The organism is Winogradskyella sediminis (genome assembly GCF_003387355.1).
Taxonomy (GTDB): domain Bacteria; phylum Bacteroidota; class Bacteroidia; order Flavobacteriales; family Flavobacteriaceae; genus Winogradskyella; species Winogradskyella sediminis.
Genome location: NZ_QUNH01000001.1, coordinates 508,617 through 524,560 on the forward strand (window position 1 = coordinate 508,617; position 15,944 = coordinate 524,560).

General features: G+C 34.5%; 10 protein-coding genes. 1 reads left to right on the top strand and 9 read right to left on the bottom strand.

Going from position 1 to position 15,944, the window contains the following annotated elements; genetic code table 11:
- Nucleotides 1-27: 27 nt before the first annotated feature.
- The 7 genes from C8N41_RS02155 to C8N41_RS02185 form a co-directional block, all read right to left on the bottom strand.
- Nucleotides 28-1,635: a sulfatase gene (locus tag C8N41_RS02155; RefSeq protein WP_115838051.1), complete on the bottom strand. Its 1,608-nt coding sequence runs from the start codon at nt 1,633-1,635 to the stop codon at nt 28-30.
- Nucleotides 1,635-3,203, bottom strand: coding sequence for a glycoside hydrolase (locus C8N41_RS02160; RefSeq protein WP_115838052.1), 1,569 nt, complete (start codon nt 3,201-3,203; stop codon nt 1,635-1,637). The genes C8N41_RS02155 and C8N41_RS02160 overlap by 1 nt, the downstream gene beginning before the upstream one ends.
- A 6-nt stretch (nt 3,204-3,209) precedes the next feature.
- Nucleotides 3,210-4,619, bottom strand: coding sequence for a hypothetical protein (locus tag C8N41_RS02165; RefSeq protein WP_115838053.1), 1,410 nt, complete (start codon nt 4,617-4,619; stop codon nt 3,210-3,212).
- Between the two features lie 74 nt (nt 4,620-4,693).
- Complete coding sequence (locus C8N41_RS02170) at nt 4,694-6,325, bottom strand: glycoside hydrolase (RefSeq protein ID WP_115838054.1); 1,632 nt, start codon at nt 6,323-6,325, stop codon at nt 4,694-4,696.
- Between the two features lie 19 nt (nt 6,326-6,344).
- Nucleotides 6,345-7,925, bottom strand: coding sequence for a RagB/SusD family nutrient uptake outer membrane protein (locus C8N41_RS02175; protein ID WP_115838055.1), 1,581 nt, complete (start codon nt 7,923-7,925; stop codon nt 6,345-6,347).
- Between the two features lie 5 nt (nt 7,926-7,930).
- Nucleotides 7,931-10,954, bottom strand: a complete 3,024-nt coding sequence (locus C8N41_RS02180) for a SusC/RagA family TonB-linked outer membrane protein (protein ID WP_092446171.1) — start codon at nt 10,952-10,954, stop codon at nt 7,931-7,933.
- Nucleotides 10,955-10,983: 29 nt separating this feature from the next.
- Nucleotides 10,984-12,399, bottom strand: a complete 1,416-nt coding sequence (locus C8N41_RS02185) for an Ig-like domain-containing protein (RefSeq protein ID WP_115838056.1) — start codon at nt 12,397-12,399, stop codon at nt 10,984-10,986.
- 456 nt (nt 12,400-12,855) lie between these two features.
- On the opposite strand from C8N41_RS02185, the gene C8N41_RS02190 reads away from it, so the two are divergent.
- Entirely contained in the window at nt 12,856-13,743 is an 888-nt protein-coding gene (locus C8N41_RS02190; protein ID WP_115838057.1) for an AraC family transcriptional regulator, read from the top strand.
- Nucleotides 13,744-13,750: 7 nt separating this feature from the next.
- Here C8N41_RS02190 and C8N41_RS02195 read toward each other — a convergent pair whose 3' ends face one another.
- Nucleotides 13,751-14,773, bottom strand: coding sequence for a UDP-glucose--hexose-1-phosphate uridylyltransferase (locus C8N41_RS02195; protein ID WP_115838058.1), 1,023 nt, complete (start codon nt 14,771-14,773; stop codon nt 13,751-13,753).
- 10 nt (nt 14,774-14,783) lie between these two features.
- Entirely contained in the window at nt 14,784-15,932 is a 1,149-nt protein-coding gene (galK, locus tag C8N41_RS02200) for a galactokinase (RefSeq protein WP_115838059.1), read from the bottom strand.
- Nucleotides 15,933-15,944 lie beyond the last annotated feature (12 nt).

A 15,944-nucleotide genomic window follows, 5' to 3' on the forward strand; every position in this document is an offset into this window, starting at 1 on the left:
AGGTTGAATTTTAAGCTTATGAAAAAATTAGTCTTTAGTTAAATTACTATCGTACCAGTTGTTGTTTGGATCAAATTCTTTATTCAAAAACTCTTTTCTTTGTTTCTCTAAGCGCTCTTTCATCTTTGTTTTGCGATTCTCGTATAGTTGTTTTGCTTTTTCTTCATCGTAGGAAGCATTATTTTCTGGAAATCTTGCATCAACACTTTCTAAGAAAGTAAAAAGCTCATTTTTCATTTGTGTAGTAATCGCTTCTTTTTCAGCAGATAGATCGTTTGCCTCTCCTTGATCCGTGTCTAGATTATACAATTCATCATGTCTATCTTCCCAATAATGAATTAGTTTCCAGTGATCTTTTCTAATGATACTTACCGGTTCTCCACCTTGATTTCCATAATGTGGATAATGCCAATACAAGGCTCTTTTGTTTACTGATTCTCCTTTTAATAAAGGCACCAAACTAACACCGTCTATAATATGATCTTCAGGCTTATTTAAGCCTGTTAATTCTAATAATGTTGGGTAAAAATCAATTCCGGACACAGGATAATCTACCACATTTGGTGTGTTTTTAATCATCGGAGCTTTTATAAGATAAGGCTCTCTAATACCACCTTCCCATTGGTAACCTTTACCACCTCTAAGCGGAAAGTTAGTTGTAGAAAATGCATCACCACTTGCCACACCACCATTATCTGAAGTAAATACAATAATAGTATTTTCATCTAAACCAAGTGCTTTCAGCTTATCTAATACCACACCAATAGCATCGTCCATAGATTCAATTAAACCTGCATATATTGGGTTGTCTTGAACTGTTCTAATAGGTAAGTTGCGCTCCATTTCAAATCCAGATTCAGGAATACCTTGCGCTTCAGCTTTATCTCTGTATTTTCTCCATTTGGCTTCTGTAGTTTGAATTGGACCATGAACCGCATAAAAAGACAAGAATGCAAAAAATGGTTCATCTTTATTCTCTGCTATAAAATCGGCAGTTTCTAAGGCTAATCTCTTAGTTAAATTTTCACCTTCGTATTTGTAATCTAATTTTGGATTCTTCCAAGGAGCATAATAACCTCCTTTAGGGCCACCAACTTCCCAACCACCAATATTAATATCAAAACCGTTATTTTCTGGTGAATGCGGTTCTGCTCCGGTATGCCATTTTCCGGCAAAAAAGGTTTTATAACCACCCTCTTTTAGTGCTTCTGCTATTGTAATACGCTCATCAGGAATATAGTGTGAATACTCTGGTGGTGCAACTTTAGAATTATAGTATTCTGCCCAATCCTGACCCGATGCAGCACCAATCCAATCCGTTACACCATGACGTGGCGTATATTGCCCTGTTAAGATACTAGCTCTAGATGGACTACAAACTTGGGCCGCTGCATAACCTTGAGAAAACTCTACTCCCTCACTTGCCAAAGCATCAATATTGGGTGTTTCGTAATATTTACTTCCTGCAAAGCTTAAATCGTGAGCCCCTAAATCGTCTGCTAAAATGAAGACAATATTTGGTTTTTTGGTTTTAACCTCTTCAGGTGAATTTGTTGCCTTGTCTTTACAGCCAATAAAGGCTGTAAAACAAAGACAACTGACTAATCTAAACAATGTACTATGATTTAATTTCATTATTTTAAATATCCTATTAATGTGGTTACTGATCTTGGTGATAAATTTATTTTATTACTATTTAAAGCCTTAAACTCTAAGTTTTTAGATACTGATGTTTCGTATTTGCTTTTGATATCAAAAGCAGAAAAATCTAAATTTTTGTGGTTATGACTATAATTGATTGCTACAATAGCTATTTCGTTTGTTTTAGTATCTAAATACGCTGAAAGCATAAGGTCTTTGTACTGTGCTTCGATGCTTTTCTCTATATCATCTTGAATTGCTATTCGCACCATATTCGGCTTAATAAATCTGGAAAAATTACCAAAAGCCCATAACAACTTAGAATCATGGAAATCACCATCTGTCATCATAGCATCTAAATTGAACAAATCGTCTTCATTACCTGTATCTAAATAGATTAATCCATCTTTAAAATCTGCATTGGTTAAAGCGGTCCACCATTGCCAAGAGCTGGCATTAGCTAGCGTTAAATCTGCATGTATAACACGTGCCACATACAAAGCCGTATCCATACCTAAATCTCGTTTTCTGCCACCTCCGATATCATCGGTTTTTTCGAGAATACAGAATTCGCTTTGCCAGTAATTAAGATTTCTCTGCTCTAGTTTATTATTTAATTGCTGTCTAATAGCGATTAAACTATCTACTGGCCAAGTCGTAAAATAACTATGCCCAGAAATTGTATTTTTTAAGTTTTTAAAAGAAGTATCTCTATTAAAAAAATAATCTATTTGACTTCCTCTATTTGCCTTTCCATGATCGGAATACAACCATCTTAAATCTGCAGCTTCTGCAATTACGATTTCTGTAGACAAACCATTTTTTTCTATATCCTCATCGAGTAATTCTGTAAGTTCCAGGATGTTTTTATTGGTTGCAGGAGTACCTTCTTGGGTTTTTGTATCCCAATCCCATTGTGGTTCGTTAATTGGACTTAAATAATTAAAATGGATGCCCTGAGACTTGAAATGCTTTAAAACCTCAACCATAAATTTTGAATAATCATCAAATTTATCTGCTTTTAAATTTATCTCTCCATCCTTATTTTCACCGTTATATCCTTTTCCATTTTTGGTCCACTGTACAGGAGCAGAAATTGAAAAGGCTAAAAAGTTTTCTACACCATAATCTTTAGCTTTATTAAGAAACCATTGTTGGCCTTTTTGCTTTGTCCAATCATAATTTCCTTCAGCATCAATAAAAGATTCTCCTCGTCGCCATTGATTATTGATACCTGAATTTTCACCTTGTTCTGTTGTACCTGCTCCGATATAAAATCTCCAAAACGATAAGCCAATACCTAAAGGATTACCATTATCGTCTAATGCTTTACTAAACAATAATTCTGCTATACGAGATCTTTTTTCTTCTGGCCAGTTTAGACCCACAAATTGACAACGCCAAGCATCTGAAGCTCCAAAACCTTCAATTTGCTGATACGTTTTATTTTTATCAATACTAACATTAATTGATTGTGCTTCACTATAATTTGAAAACAAACAAGCTGTTACTATTAAAAGCTTTATGAGATAAACCGATATTTTAAGTATCTGAGATAACATCTTATTTTAATTTCCTTTTAATACTATTTTATAAATTTGATACTTCCCTTCCTTATTCACCTCTACAACCACTTCATTACTACTATTTAAAGTTGCTTCTGAAGTTTCCGTAACATAAGGCTCTGCGATACTCGTTTCTGAATAATCAGCAGGTACAAATCTGGTTACACTCTCTATAGATTGAATGTCGAAACCTTCGACACTTATACCAACATCTGCAGAATTTTGATCACCACCAGTTACATACAACACCATTGTTTCATTGTCTTGTAATGCTGCAGCTAAATGAAAACCATTAGACGTTGTCTTAAGCGCTTTACCTCTAAATGATTCTGATAGGTCTCCAATAATTTGACCCACTGGAAAAACTTTAGAGTAATTCCAGTTGGTAATTCCTAAACCAGGTACCGAACTATTTATCGGTGGCCAATACGCTCCTGCATTTGCACCAGCACGTGCATAAATCTGAATAATATCTGGTATTATGTTAGCGGCTTCCATATACAATGCATAATCATTGTATAAACGGGACGGCATCCATTCCGACAGATAAATGAAATTATTGTTAGGATTAAAATTATTAGCACAATCCGTGATCCGTTGTTCTAAATCTGCCATGTTATGTGTATCGCTATCGTAGCCCACATAGGTATGCAAAGCCACGCCATCTATAACATCATAAGCATTTACAAATAAATTTTTCATTGTTGTAAATTCTTCTGGATGCGTGTAATCTCCATTAATAAGCAATTTAAACGTATGATCAGGAAATTCTTCTTCTATGTATGCTGCTAGTTCCATAGCAACATTTACATATTTTGTTAATTTACCTGCTCTATCTGATCCACCAGCATATTGTAACCACCACTCATTACCAATCTCTACAATACCATCGCCAATGTTTGAATTAGTTATAGCATCATTAGCTTCGAGTTTTAAAGCTTCTATCGCTGCATTCCATTGGGCAGAACCCATAGATCTATCCATCGCCACAGTTGTAGGTATGACGATACTATAATTATTAGCATTATTTTTCAACGTTTCAACAGATGCACCTGGTGTACTTGGTGTATTATCCCAACCTGGAGTTGTATTATTTTCCCAATCGTAAAACTCAGATTCCCAACCACCAGGATATCTCACCAATTGGTAATTGATATTTTCTAAGGTGTTTGTAAAATTTGGAAATGTATTATCAGGGATTTGTCTCCAATCGTTGTTAATTCCAAATAATTCAGAATTAATTTCTACCGCATCGGTAGCATCAACAGATAATGACACATCTGAAGGCACGTTAACAATGTCGTCTAAATCGTCATATCTAGCATCATTAGGATCCGTAAAGTCATTAGTACTACACGAACTAAAAATTGTTATAAGCCCTAAAATGATTAGGTATTTTGTTTTCAAAAACATAATTCGATATTTTCTTTATTAATGGTTATACCACAAAGACAACCTTAAATTTTGCCATGGTTTAACCTAAATCATCAGTTTAGCTGTGCCGTAAGAGTTACGATAGATTTTGCAGGAATCACAACGGCATCATAAGGTGCTGAAGATTTTGATAAATTACTATTGCTAGAAGTGGTGTACATATCAAATGATCCGCCAACTACTTCAAAATCTTCTCCATAATTTTCGAATGAAATTTCTCTATTACTATCCGTAGCATTCACACAAACTATTACAACTTCATTAGAAGTCGTGCTCTTATAGCCCGAAATCATAAAATTCTCTACAGAGGTCGTATCATTATAATCTGGATCGATAACTTCAAAACGCACCATACCAGGTCTAACAAATCGACTAAAATTACCCAGCGCCCAAAGGTTTTTAACATCATAGAAGGTACCATCTGTATGCGATGGACTATTAGAATTTGGTTGATATAAAATAAGATTAAATCTAAACGGGTGATCGCCATAAGTCGATTGATTTAAAGCGGTCCAAAAACTCCATCCAGTTGCATCACCAAATACTAAATCGGTATGAATAATGCGACTTAACCACAATGCATAATCGATTTCTGTTAAACTAGCAACATCTCTACCTTGCTGATAGTCGGCTCCTAACAAACTATACTCCGTTTGCCAGTAATCTAATCCATGACCTGCGTTGGCTAAGGCTGTCCTTAGAGAATTACGTTGATTTAGTGACTCACTAGTGCTTCCGTTACTAAAATAACTATGACCAGCAATATGATGTGATAAATTAGTTAAATCACCAATGTAATTTGGGCTTGATGAATCAAAAAAATCATTGATTTGATTGGTTGTATTACCTGTTCCTTCGTATAAATATTTGAGTTGAGCTGCTTCAGGAATCATTATTTTGGCATTGATGTTTTGAGTTGTGAACTCTGCATCCATAATTCTTGTTACTGCTGCCACCTCTGCATTTGTTGCTCTTGTTCCTGATTGGGAAGCGCTACCTACCTCAGCATTCCACTCATACTGAGTTTCATTAAAAGCACAAACAGTTTCAAAATTATAGCCAAGATTTTCATAATTTTTCATTACATCAGCAATAAACTTTGAATAGGCTGCATAATTTGATTCTTCACAATTCAACGTAGCAACATCGCTAGTACTAAAGGTATAGCCATTTTTTGTCATAAAATACGGAGGCGTAGTTGCCCAAGCCGCAAATTTTGGCACACCATATTCTCTGGCTTTTGATAGAAACCACTGCTCACCAGCTTGTTTGGTAAAATCGTAATCGCCATTAGCATCTAAATAACATTCTGTTTCTCTAAACCAAGAGGAAGATGCAAACCCGCTATTAGATTGATCTGCAGCACCATCACCTATAACAGTTCGCCATAACGAAAGCCCAATACCTTCAGGATTACCTTGCCCATCTGTTTCGGAACTAAATAATAGTTTAGCTATGTCCTCTTTTGCAGTACTCGTCCACTGACCTATCCATTGGTCTTGAAATCCACCAGACGCACCAAAGTGATCTATTACTTGGTATGTATTATCTAAATTAAGTACTATACCAACATCTGCAGAACCATATCTTGGGTCATTTGGATCTGTAAAATTATCCTTATCACACCCTGTAACAAGTCCGAATACGGCTAGTACTAAAAAAAATCTTTTATAAATTTTGTTCATCTTTTACTTATTAAATTTATTAGTAACCAGGATTCTGCACGATATTCCCTCTCGAAAGCTGTATTTCTTCAGGAGGAATTGGCCATAATAAATGTGCACTTGGATCAAAAAAGACTCCTTTATCTTGAGGCTCATTTAGGTTTGAAGTTTCAAACGGATCTGTACTCACCTCTGTATTATAATGAACAAACGAACCATTTGGTCCCATTATTAATGCTATTCTTGGTACACCATTAATCTTTTGCCTTCTAAGATCGAAAAGTCTCTCGTGCTCTAACGCTAACTCTAGTCGTCTTTCTTTCCAGATGGCATCTCTTAGCGCTGTACCAGTTAATGACATATCTGTAGAAAGCTCTACTCTATCTCTTACTAATTGCATTGATGCTTTAGCAGCATTTTCATCTCCTACAAAATAAGATGCCTCTGCATGCATTAATATAACGTCTGCGTATCTTAAGTGAATATCTTGCAAAGGAATCTGACCTCTTTCGTAAGGCACAGGGCGTTGCGCTACTGGCACATAAGTTTTTCTATTTGTTCTACCCGATTTATTTTCACTTGGCATTCCATTAAACTCAGTAACATCAGGATCTCCATACACTGGCTCTCCATGTTTAATTATTGTAGATCGAAGACGTATATTATCTCCTTCGCTTAAAAAGGCATTTTCTAAATCACTTGTCGGTGAGCCCCAGCCCCAACCTTGGTCTCCACGACTACCATTAGTTATGGAAAGCTGACCTCCAATTTCGTTATAAAGCGGGTTATTAATGTATCCTATTTCAAAAATAGATTCTACACCATGATGGTTCTCTACATTATAAATATCAGCGAAATCTGGCTCTAAACTATACTCCCCAGACATCATAACATTATTTGCCATTGTCTGAGCCTGACTCCATTTTTCTTGTGTTAAATACACTTTTGCCAATAAAGATTGTGCCGCTCCCTTGGTAGCTCTACCTAAATCTTGAGAAGCATATTGACTTTTAAATGGTAATGCCTCTGCTGCACTTAATAAATCCGCTTCTATAAGTTCGTAAACTTCTTCAACTGAAGCACGCACTTTGTCATTAATCGCAGGTTCTAGTAATTCTGTGTAAGTTGTAACAATTGGTACACCACCAAAGCTTCTTACTAAATCGAAATAGAAAAAAGCACGTAAAAATTTAGCTTCACCCAACAACCTTTGCTTAAGGTCTTCGTCCATTTCTACATCTGGAATTCTTTCTATAGAAATATTTGCTCTGGTAATCCCAATGTAGTGGTTTTCCCAAAAGGAATTAAAATAAGTGGAACCTGGAAAAACATTATAAGCAGCTATACCTGTAATATCGGGTCTAGGTTGCAATGTGTTTCCAGACCAATTATCGTCAGTAGCCATGTCGTTTATTTGACGTGGAAAAATAGCTTGCCACCAGCTTTCCCCATTTACTTTTTTATAGATACCATTTACAAAATTTACTGAGTTTTCTTCAGTTGAAAAATAATCATCTAATTGTTGTCGCCCAGTTAAGGGTTGATCTAAGAAATCTTCTTTATTACAGCTTATGTTTAATAGAACTGCAAAGATTGCTACTAATAAAACTAACTTTTTCATAATTTTTATAATGTTAAATTAAGACCTAATAAATAGGTTTTTGTTATAGGGTTTCTTGCATAGTCTATACCGAAATCATTAATTACATTTCCTCCGGCTGCAACCTCTGGATCGAACCCAGAATAATTAGTTATTGTAATAAGGTTTTGACCCGACACATACAATCTACACTTTTGAAATCCTTTAATATTAAAGTTATATCCTAATTGAATATTACGTAATCTTAAATACGATCCATCTTCGATAAATAAATCTGAAGGACGTTGATAATTACCATTACGATCTTGCTGTGTTAATCTTGGATATTCAGCACCAGTATTTGTTGAAGACCAGACGTTATCTAATGCTCCTTCTATAACATTTACGTCCTGGAGACCAGAGTATAAAAAGGTTGTAGGATAATTAAAAACATCATTACCATAGGTACCATACCATTGCATTGATAAATCAAAATTCTTATAACCCATATTAACTGTTAAGCCACCGTAGAAATCGGCAAATGGATTTCCAATAACTTGTAAGTCATCATCATTTAATACGCCATCATTATTGGCGTCCACAAATCTTAAGTCTCCTGGTTGCGCATTGGGTTGAATAAGATCTCCACTCTCAGATGAATGTGAATTTATCTCGGTTTGGTTTTGGAAAATACCGTCTGTTTTAAACCCATAGAATAAACCAACTGTTTCTCCTTCTTCCGTTATTTTAATAAATCTATTCCCTAAATCTGATCTATTCTGACCAAATATTTGTTCGTTACCTGGTGCAAGTGTTTTGGCTTTACTCTCATTGGTAGATACATTAAGATCTAGTCCCAAAGTAAAATCTCCCATAGTTTTATTATAACCTATCTGAAAATCGATACCCTTAGACTCGAAGCTACCAACATTCTGAGCCACTAAACCTGGAATACCTGTATAGTTAGGTAACTCTACATTAAATAATAAATCTTTAGAAGTTCTTTTATAAACTTCTACTGAGAAATCTAGCGCATTATCAAAAAAGCTCATTTCGAGACCTAAATTCTGATCTTCAACAGTTTCCCATTTTAATCTGGTATTTCCAAATTGAGACAGGTAACTACCTACAACTCTTTCATCTCCAAAAACAAAGCTATCAGAACCTACAGAGAAGAATTGTCCATTTCTACTGATATTTTGGTTTCCTACTTCTCCAATACCAACTTTTAAACGTAAGTTATCGATAACATTACTTTCAAAAAACTCTTCAGAATCTACATCCCAAGCAAATGATGTACTAGTAAAAACTCCTGTTCTATTATCTTTTGGAAATCTTGAAGATTGGTCAACCCTTGTAGAAGCCGTTATAAAATATTTATTATCAAAACTGTATATCGCTCTAAAAATACCAGATAGAATATTATCGGTTGACTCGTTATTATTAACCGTTATCCCTTCGCCAGTTGCTGCATCAATGTACCACAAATCTTGATTCTCGCTATCTGGCACACCTTCTCTAGAGCCATTAAGATAATTGTAATTTTGAGAGTCGTATAATAATCCAACTAAGGCATTTAAATAATGCTTTTCATTAATTGTCTTCGTAAAATTAAGGGTATTATTAACTACATAGTCTAAACTTTGACTCGTGTTTCTATACACTGTATTTATTTCATTTTGTTGATTTGGAGTGGTATAATACTCTGGTTGAAACGCATCTGTTCCAGATTGTGAAATATTAAGTCCAAACTGAGATGAAAACGTCAGTTCTGGTGTAATGTCGTAATCCAATTGGGTGTTAGAGAAAAACCCAAAAAAACTAGTTTCATTAAAACTACGAGCAACTGTTCCTACAGGATTAGGCACACTATTATTACTTGGAGCATAAATACTGTAAATGTTACGACCTACACGTTCGCTTTGTGGCAGATATACATCCGTTAAAGGATCTATTCTTAAAAGATTATACAAAATGCTTGGTGTGTTTTCGTAACGCTCCATTCTTGGACTTAAATCTTGTTTTAAAGTCACTTTATCAGAAATTTTAAAATCTACATTAAATCTTCCTGTTACTTTTTGATACCAACCTTTTGTATAGTTAGATTGTTGATCGAAGAAACTTAAACTACCTGCATAGTTGATTTTTTCTGATCCTCCTGAAGCTCTAACATTCACATTAGTTATAGGAGCATAATTTTCAATAACCTCATCCCACCAGTCTGTATCTGTTGTAATATCATTAGGATCATAAAGTGGTTGATTACCATCATTGGTTCTTCGTAGATTAACAACTTGAATGTATTCTTCCGCTCCAGCCATATTAATTTTTTCTAATTGCTGCGCACCATGAGATATATCTATATTAATTACAGCTTTACCTTTTTTACCTCGCTTTGTGGTAATTAAAACAACACCATTAGAAGCTCTAGAACCATATATGGCACTTGCAGAGGCATCTTTTAAAATCTGAAAATTCTCAATATCTCCTGGATTTATAAAGTTTAATGAAGATCCACTTGGCAACATAACACCGTCTACCACAATAAGCGGTTGACTACCGTTATTACTTGTAATTCCACGAATTAATATTTGAGGTGATGCACCAGGATTACCTCCAGATGACAATACCTGTACACCTGCTGCCTTTCCTTGCAAAGCTTCCGCTGGGTTACTCGCTACCACTTTAGCAATCTCTTCTCCCTTTACAGAAGAAATAGAAGATGTAATTTTATCGCGCTTTACAGAACCATAGCCAATTAAGACTACTTCTTCTAATTGCGAATCGTCTGTTAATAAAACTACCTTGATGATATTTTTTCCATCAACTAGGATTTCTTGAGTTTTAAACCCTACATAACTGTATACTATTGTAGCGTCGTCATTAACCTTAATACTATAATTACCGTCAAAATCAGAAACTGTTCCATTTGTGGTATTCTTTTCTAATATATTTACACCTGGGATTGGCTGCCCAGTTTCATCTGTAATGGTTCCTGTTACTAGGTTTTGTGCCACTAACGAGAAGCTAGTTAACAACAAACTAGTAATAAATAAAATCTTGTATTTCATGTAAGAATTGATTTAGTTTGATATATAATTTATCTTGGAATCGCTGAAATTCTGTTCAAATGGGTATCGAATATAAAAGTATATTCTCCTCCCAATGCTGAATCTGGAAAAACATAATTAGCTCCTCCTCCTGGAACAGTAGCTTCAGGGTCGTCTGCATTGTCTACTCTCCAAAACGGTGACCATCCACTTGGGTTTGCATTCAAGATAAAACCATTTTCACCTTCATCATCTGGTTGATCATCTACAGTAACATCTATGGTCCATAAGTAAGGAGAATTAGAATCTGCTTCAAATGGTTGCCCAGAATTAAAGTGCCAACATTGGTTACTTCCATCAACGTTAGAAATACATGTTGAAGAATCTTCAGTAAAGACACCTCGACCAAGTATATAAACCTGATCATAAACATCATCTGTTGGTGTATATGGAGTAATTGCATAAGTCTGAGCGTTTAAATCCATAGTAACCTCATAATACCCTATTTCTGGCAGTACAATTGGATTTACAGTAGCATCAGTACCAAGAGCAAGCTCACCTGCAACATCTGGGTTAGCCCCAAATGCATAAGGTGCAAAAGAGGTTTTTTGAGGTAAGAATCTAACCTCAGTATTGGCCTCTGGAGCATAATATTTAGCCGTAAATACATACCCATCTTCACCGACAACTTCGCTAGCTGCTGTTGCAAATGGGATACCAAAAATATCAGAATTAAGAGCTTCATCTGTAGTGACATCTGTAATATACATAACATCAAACAAGAGTTCGTTAAATACATTTACCGACACGGTTTCTATGGTTGTATTTCCTGAGGCATCGCTTGCTGTAATTGTAAATGTATAGGTGTCTGGCGAAGTGATATCGAATGCGTTAGAATAACTATATGTATTTTCGGTTACCGCTATCGTTTCATTAACCAAACTACTTTCAATAATAACCTCTGATAATTCATCGTCGGTAACTGTAAAACTCAGCGTTATTTCGTCTCCATCACCAATTAAGACTGTTGAACTATTAGCTGGACTATCTATGGTAACAATAGGACTTGAAATATCTTGGTTTAGAGTTACCACAACATTTCTCGTATTTGTTACACCTCCTGAATTTCCAATTGTAATAGGAATCGTGTGCACGCTATTCAGTTCAGCTTCTGCAGGCACTAAAAAATCGTAAGACAATACATATTCTGTATATAAGGAATCCGTTTTAATAATGGTTTTATCTAAAAACCAATCCTCATATTTAATATTAATAGTCTCAATACCTGCCGGATCACTAAACACTCCTTGAAACGTTAAAGTTTGTCCAGGTAGGGACGAGATCTCTTCTAATAACGATTCAAATTCTGGAACCGAATCTACATCTACAGAATCATCATCACTACAACCTATTAGCAGCGCAAAAAAGCTGATAATAAGCAATAAAATTGTTTTTGTTGTTTTCATTGTTGATATATTAGTTATTTTATTTAGTCAAAACATAGATAATTATTCTTTTAATTGACTCACCTAATCAATAAGTCATTTTTTCAATATTCAACAAAAATGATATAATAGTATTATTTACATCTTATTTTTGTCAAAAAATAAATTATAACTACATTTATTTACAAATCTATCATTTATTAGGTGTCTAAAAATAGACACAAAAACCTAAAACATGGACGATATTACTTTTTTTATTGATAATTTTATTTAAACACAAGGGATAGTATAATCGCACAAGACTTTGATTCTAAACAAACTGGAATAGTGAGTAGACTACTAAATTAATTAACCGTTATAAAGAATATAATCTATATGTGTAAATACATGTTAAAATTACTAACGCAGGTGAGCACACATTCTCACCAAATTTAAAATCATTAGTTTCTTTTTTAATCAAAATCACTAAAAAATAAAATGGAAAATATAGTACTAAAAGAAGGATTTCTTGGGCAAAAGATGATAGCGCTCCCAAAGTTTATTAAAACTATAGCTCAAAACAACCGTATAACAAAAAAGTTTTACATCACCGACTTAGGCTATTATCCTAAGGCTAACCACCATTATCGAACAAGAAAAAAAGGAGCTAATCAATACATCTTTATCTACTGTACTAAAGGCCATGGAGAAATCATATTAAACGGAACAAAAACACTTATTAGTCCTAACCAGTTTTTTATCATCCCTAAAAAGATAGGACACGAATACCGTGCCGACGAAACCGACCCATGGAGTATTTATTGGTTTCATTTTGACGGTACCATGGCTGCCGACTTATATGAACGCTATATCTCAACAAATACCAACAATTATAAAAATGTGCCTTTTAATCTAGATACGATTGAGCTTTTTGATAAAATATTCAGTTTATTTAATAGGAATTATTTAGAGAATCAAATAGAATACGCCAATTTACTAAGTCTAAATTTTATTAGTTCCTTTATTTACCATGATTTTGAGTCTAGCATTGAAATTAACCATGGCAACACTTTAATTGACTCCATAAAAAATCACTTATTAAATAATTTAGATAAAAGTTTTACACTAGATGAAATTGCGGCTAAGTTTAATTATTCAAAATCGTATTTACACACTAAATTTAAAAAGAACACGGGCTATTCTATTATGGTATTTTTTAATTTGAAAAAAACTCAGAAAGCCTGCGAATATTTAAACTACACAGATTTAAGTATAAAAGAAATAAGCTTTAAAGTCGGTATTGATGATCCACTTTATTTTTCGAGAATATTTAAAAATTTCATGGGAAAATCACCAAGAGATTACAAAAAAAGCCAGACAAAATAATTGACACTTACACTATTAAATCTCTGAGTCTAGCAACAGCCTGTTCTGCTGTTATATCCCTTTGTGGAGATCCAAACATTTCATAACCCACCATAAATTTCTTTACTGTAGCGCTTCTTAGTAATGGTGGATAAAAACTCATGTGCCAGTGCCAATGTGCATTTGGTTTTCCATTAGTTGGAGCCTGATGAATTCCGCTAGAATAAGGAAAAGAACAGTTAAACAACTTATCGTACGCTTTAGTGATTTTAGAAATTGCTTCTGAAAAACTTAAGCTTTCATCCTCGGATAATTCAGTAATATTTTTTTGAGATCTTTTAGGAACAATCATGGTTTCAAATGGCCAAACCGCCCAAAAGGGTGTAAGCACAACAAAATGTTCATTTTCAAAAATGATGCGTTCTTTAACCTCGAGTTCTTGTTCTAAATAATCTCCCAATAAACTTGTTTGATTTTTGTCGAAATATGCTTGTTGTTGGTGGTCTTTTTTTTCAACCTCGTTTGGTAATGTCGATTGGCTCCATATTTGCCCATGTGGATGTGGATTACTACAACCCATGACTGCACCTTTATTTTCAAAAATCTGCACATAGTTGATTATAGGTTCAGCACCCAAAACCGTGTATTCTTTTTGCCAGGTTGCAACAACCTTGTTTATATCTTCTACAGCCATATCTGCCAAACTCTTAGAATGGTCTGGACTAAAACAAATGACTTTACAAATGCCTTGTTCGCTTTCCGCCTTAAACAAGCCATCATTTACAGAAAACGTTTTGGAGGTAGATTGAAGCGCAGCAAAATCATTAGTAAATACAAATACATCTTTATAATCAGGGTTTTGCTCACCATTAATTCTTGTATTACCAGCACATAAATAACAACTTGGATCATGCGCTGGACGGTCATCGGCAGAAATCTCTTCATTTTGTCCTTGCCAAGGTCGTTTTGCCCTATGCGGAGATACCAAAACCCATTCTCCTGTTAAAATATTATATCGTTTATGTGAGTAATCTTGCAAATCTGTATTCATAATACATTGTTTAGTTAACAAGGTGTGTGCCTTGCGATAATTTTACACCATATACGGAACATGAGCGTCCGAATTCTGATTGAAACTTTTTAGAAACTTCTTTTTTAAACTTTTTAAAATCGTGCTTCAAAATGAGATTAATCGTACAACCACCAAAACCTCCACCCATCATTCTAGCACCAAGAACGTTTTTATTTTGCTTTGCTTCTTGGACTAAAAAATCTAGTTCCACACAACTCACTTTAAACTTATTACTTAAGCCATCATGAGACTGATATAACAATGCACCTAATGCTTCTAAATCGTGTTCTTTAATCGCTTTAGAAAATAATTGCACCCTATTATTTTCTTCTATAACATAAGATGCCTTTTGGTAATCTGCCTCGGTAATTTCAGGCTTTAAAGTGTCTAAATCTTCTAGAGTAGCATCTCTCAATGCTTTTATATTAAGTTTTTCTGAAACCATTTCGCACACCGACCTTCTATCATTATAAGCAGATTCTGAAAGGTCATGTTTTACATTAGTATTGATTAACATTAATCTGTAATCACCAAAATCGATTTTAAAAGGTTCTGATGCTACCGTTCTACAATCTAAAAGCAAGGCACTTTTTTTCACACCAAACATACTGGCATATTGATCCATGATACCACATTTTACTCCGGCATAATTATGTTCTGCTTTTTGAGAAACAAGAATCATTTCAGCTTTAGAAAGTCCTAAATCAAATAACGTATTAAGACCATAGACAAAACTATTTTCTAGAGCTGCAGAAGAAGACATACCAGCTCCTCCTGGGATGTCACCTGCAAAAACGCTATTGAAATTACCGATCTTAAGCCCAAGATTTTGTAACTCTGAAATGACACCTAGGATATAGTTTCTCCAACCACCATTCTCAACAGGTTTAATATCATCTAAACTAAATTCAAAACTCTCGTCTTTATTTAAAGCAGATACCTTAGAGGTGTTATACGAACTCTGTTGTATCGCTAAACCAATACCCTTATTTATTGCAGCAGGAAACACAAAGCCATCATTATAGTCTGTATGCTCACCTATAAGATTAATTCTTCCCGGTGAAAACACTAATATGGGCTCGGTTCTGAACTGTTTTTCAAAACTCTGCTTAACTTCTTTTATTAATTTTTTACTCATAATAACTAGATG

Coding starts and splice junctions, on each gene's coding strand:
- C8N41_RS02155 (WP_115838051.1), bottom strand. CDS start 1,635: ATGAAATTAAATCATAGTACATTGTTTAGATTAGTCAGTTGTCTTTGT.
- C8N41_RS02160 (WP_115838052.1), bottom strand. CDS start 3,203: ATGTTATCTCAGATACTTAAAATATCGGTTTATCTCATAAAGCTTTTA.
- C8N41_RS02165 (WP_115838053.1), bottom strand. CDS start 4,619: ATGTTTTTGAAAACAAAATACCTAATCATTTTAGGGCTTATAACAATT.
- C8N41_RS02170 (WP_115838054.1), bottom strand. CDS start 6,325: ATGAACAAAATTTATAAAAGATTTTTTTTAGTACTAGCCGTATTCGGA.
- C8N41_RS02175 (WP_115838055.1), bottom strand. CDS start 7,925: ATGAAAAAGTTAGTTTTATTAGTAGCAATCTTTGCAGTTCTATTAAAC.
- C8N41_RS02180 (WP_092446171.1), bottom strand. CDS start 10,954: ATGAAATACAAGATTTTATTTATTACTAGTTTGTTGTTAACTAGCTTC.
- C8N41_RS02185 (WP_115838056.1), bottom strand. CDS start 12,399: ATGAAAACAACAAAAACAATTTTATTGCTTATTATCAGCTTTTTTGCG.
- C8N41_RS02190 (WP_115838057.1), top strand. CDS start 12,856: ATGGAAAATATAGTACTAAAAGAAGGATTTCTTGGGCAAAAGATGATA.
- C8N41_RS02195 (WP_115838058.1), bottom strand. CDS start 14,773: ATGAATACAGATTTGCAAGATTACTCACATAAACGATATAATATTTTA.
- galK (WP_115838059.1), bottom strand. CDS start 15,932: ATGAGTAAAAAATTAATAAAAGAAGTTAAGCAGAGTTTTGAAAAACAG.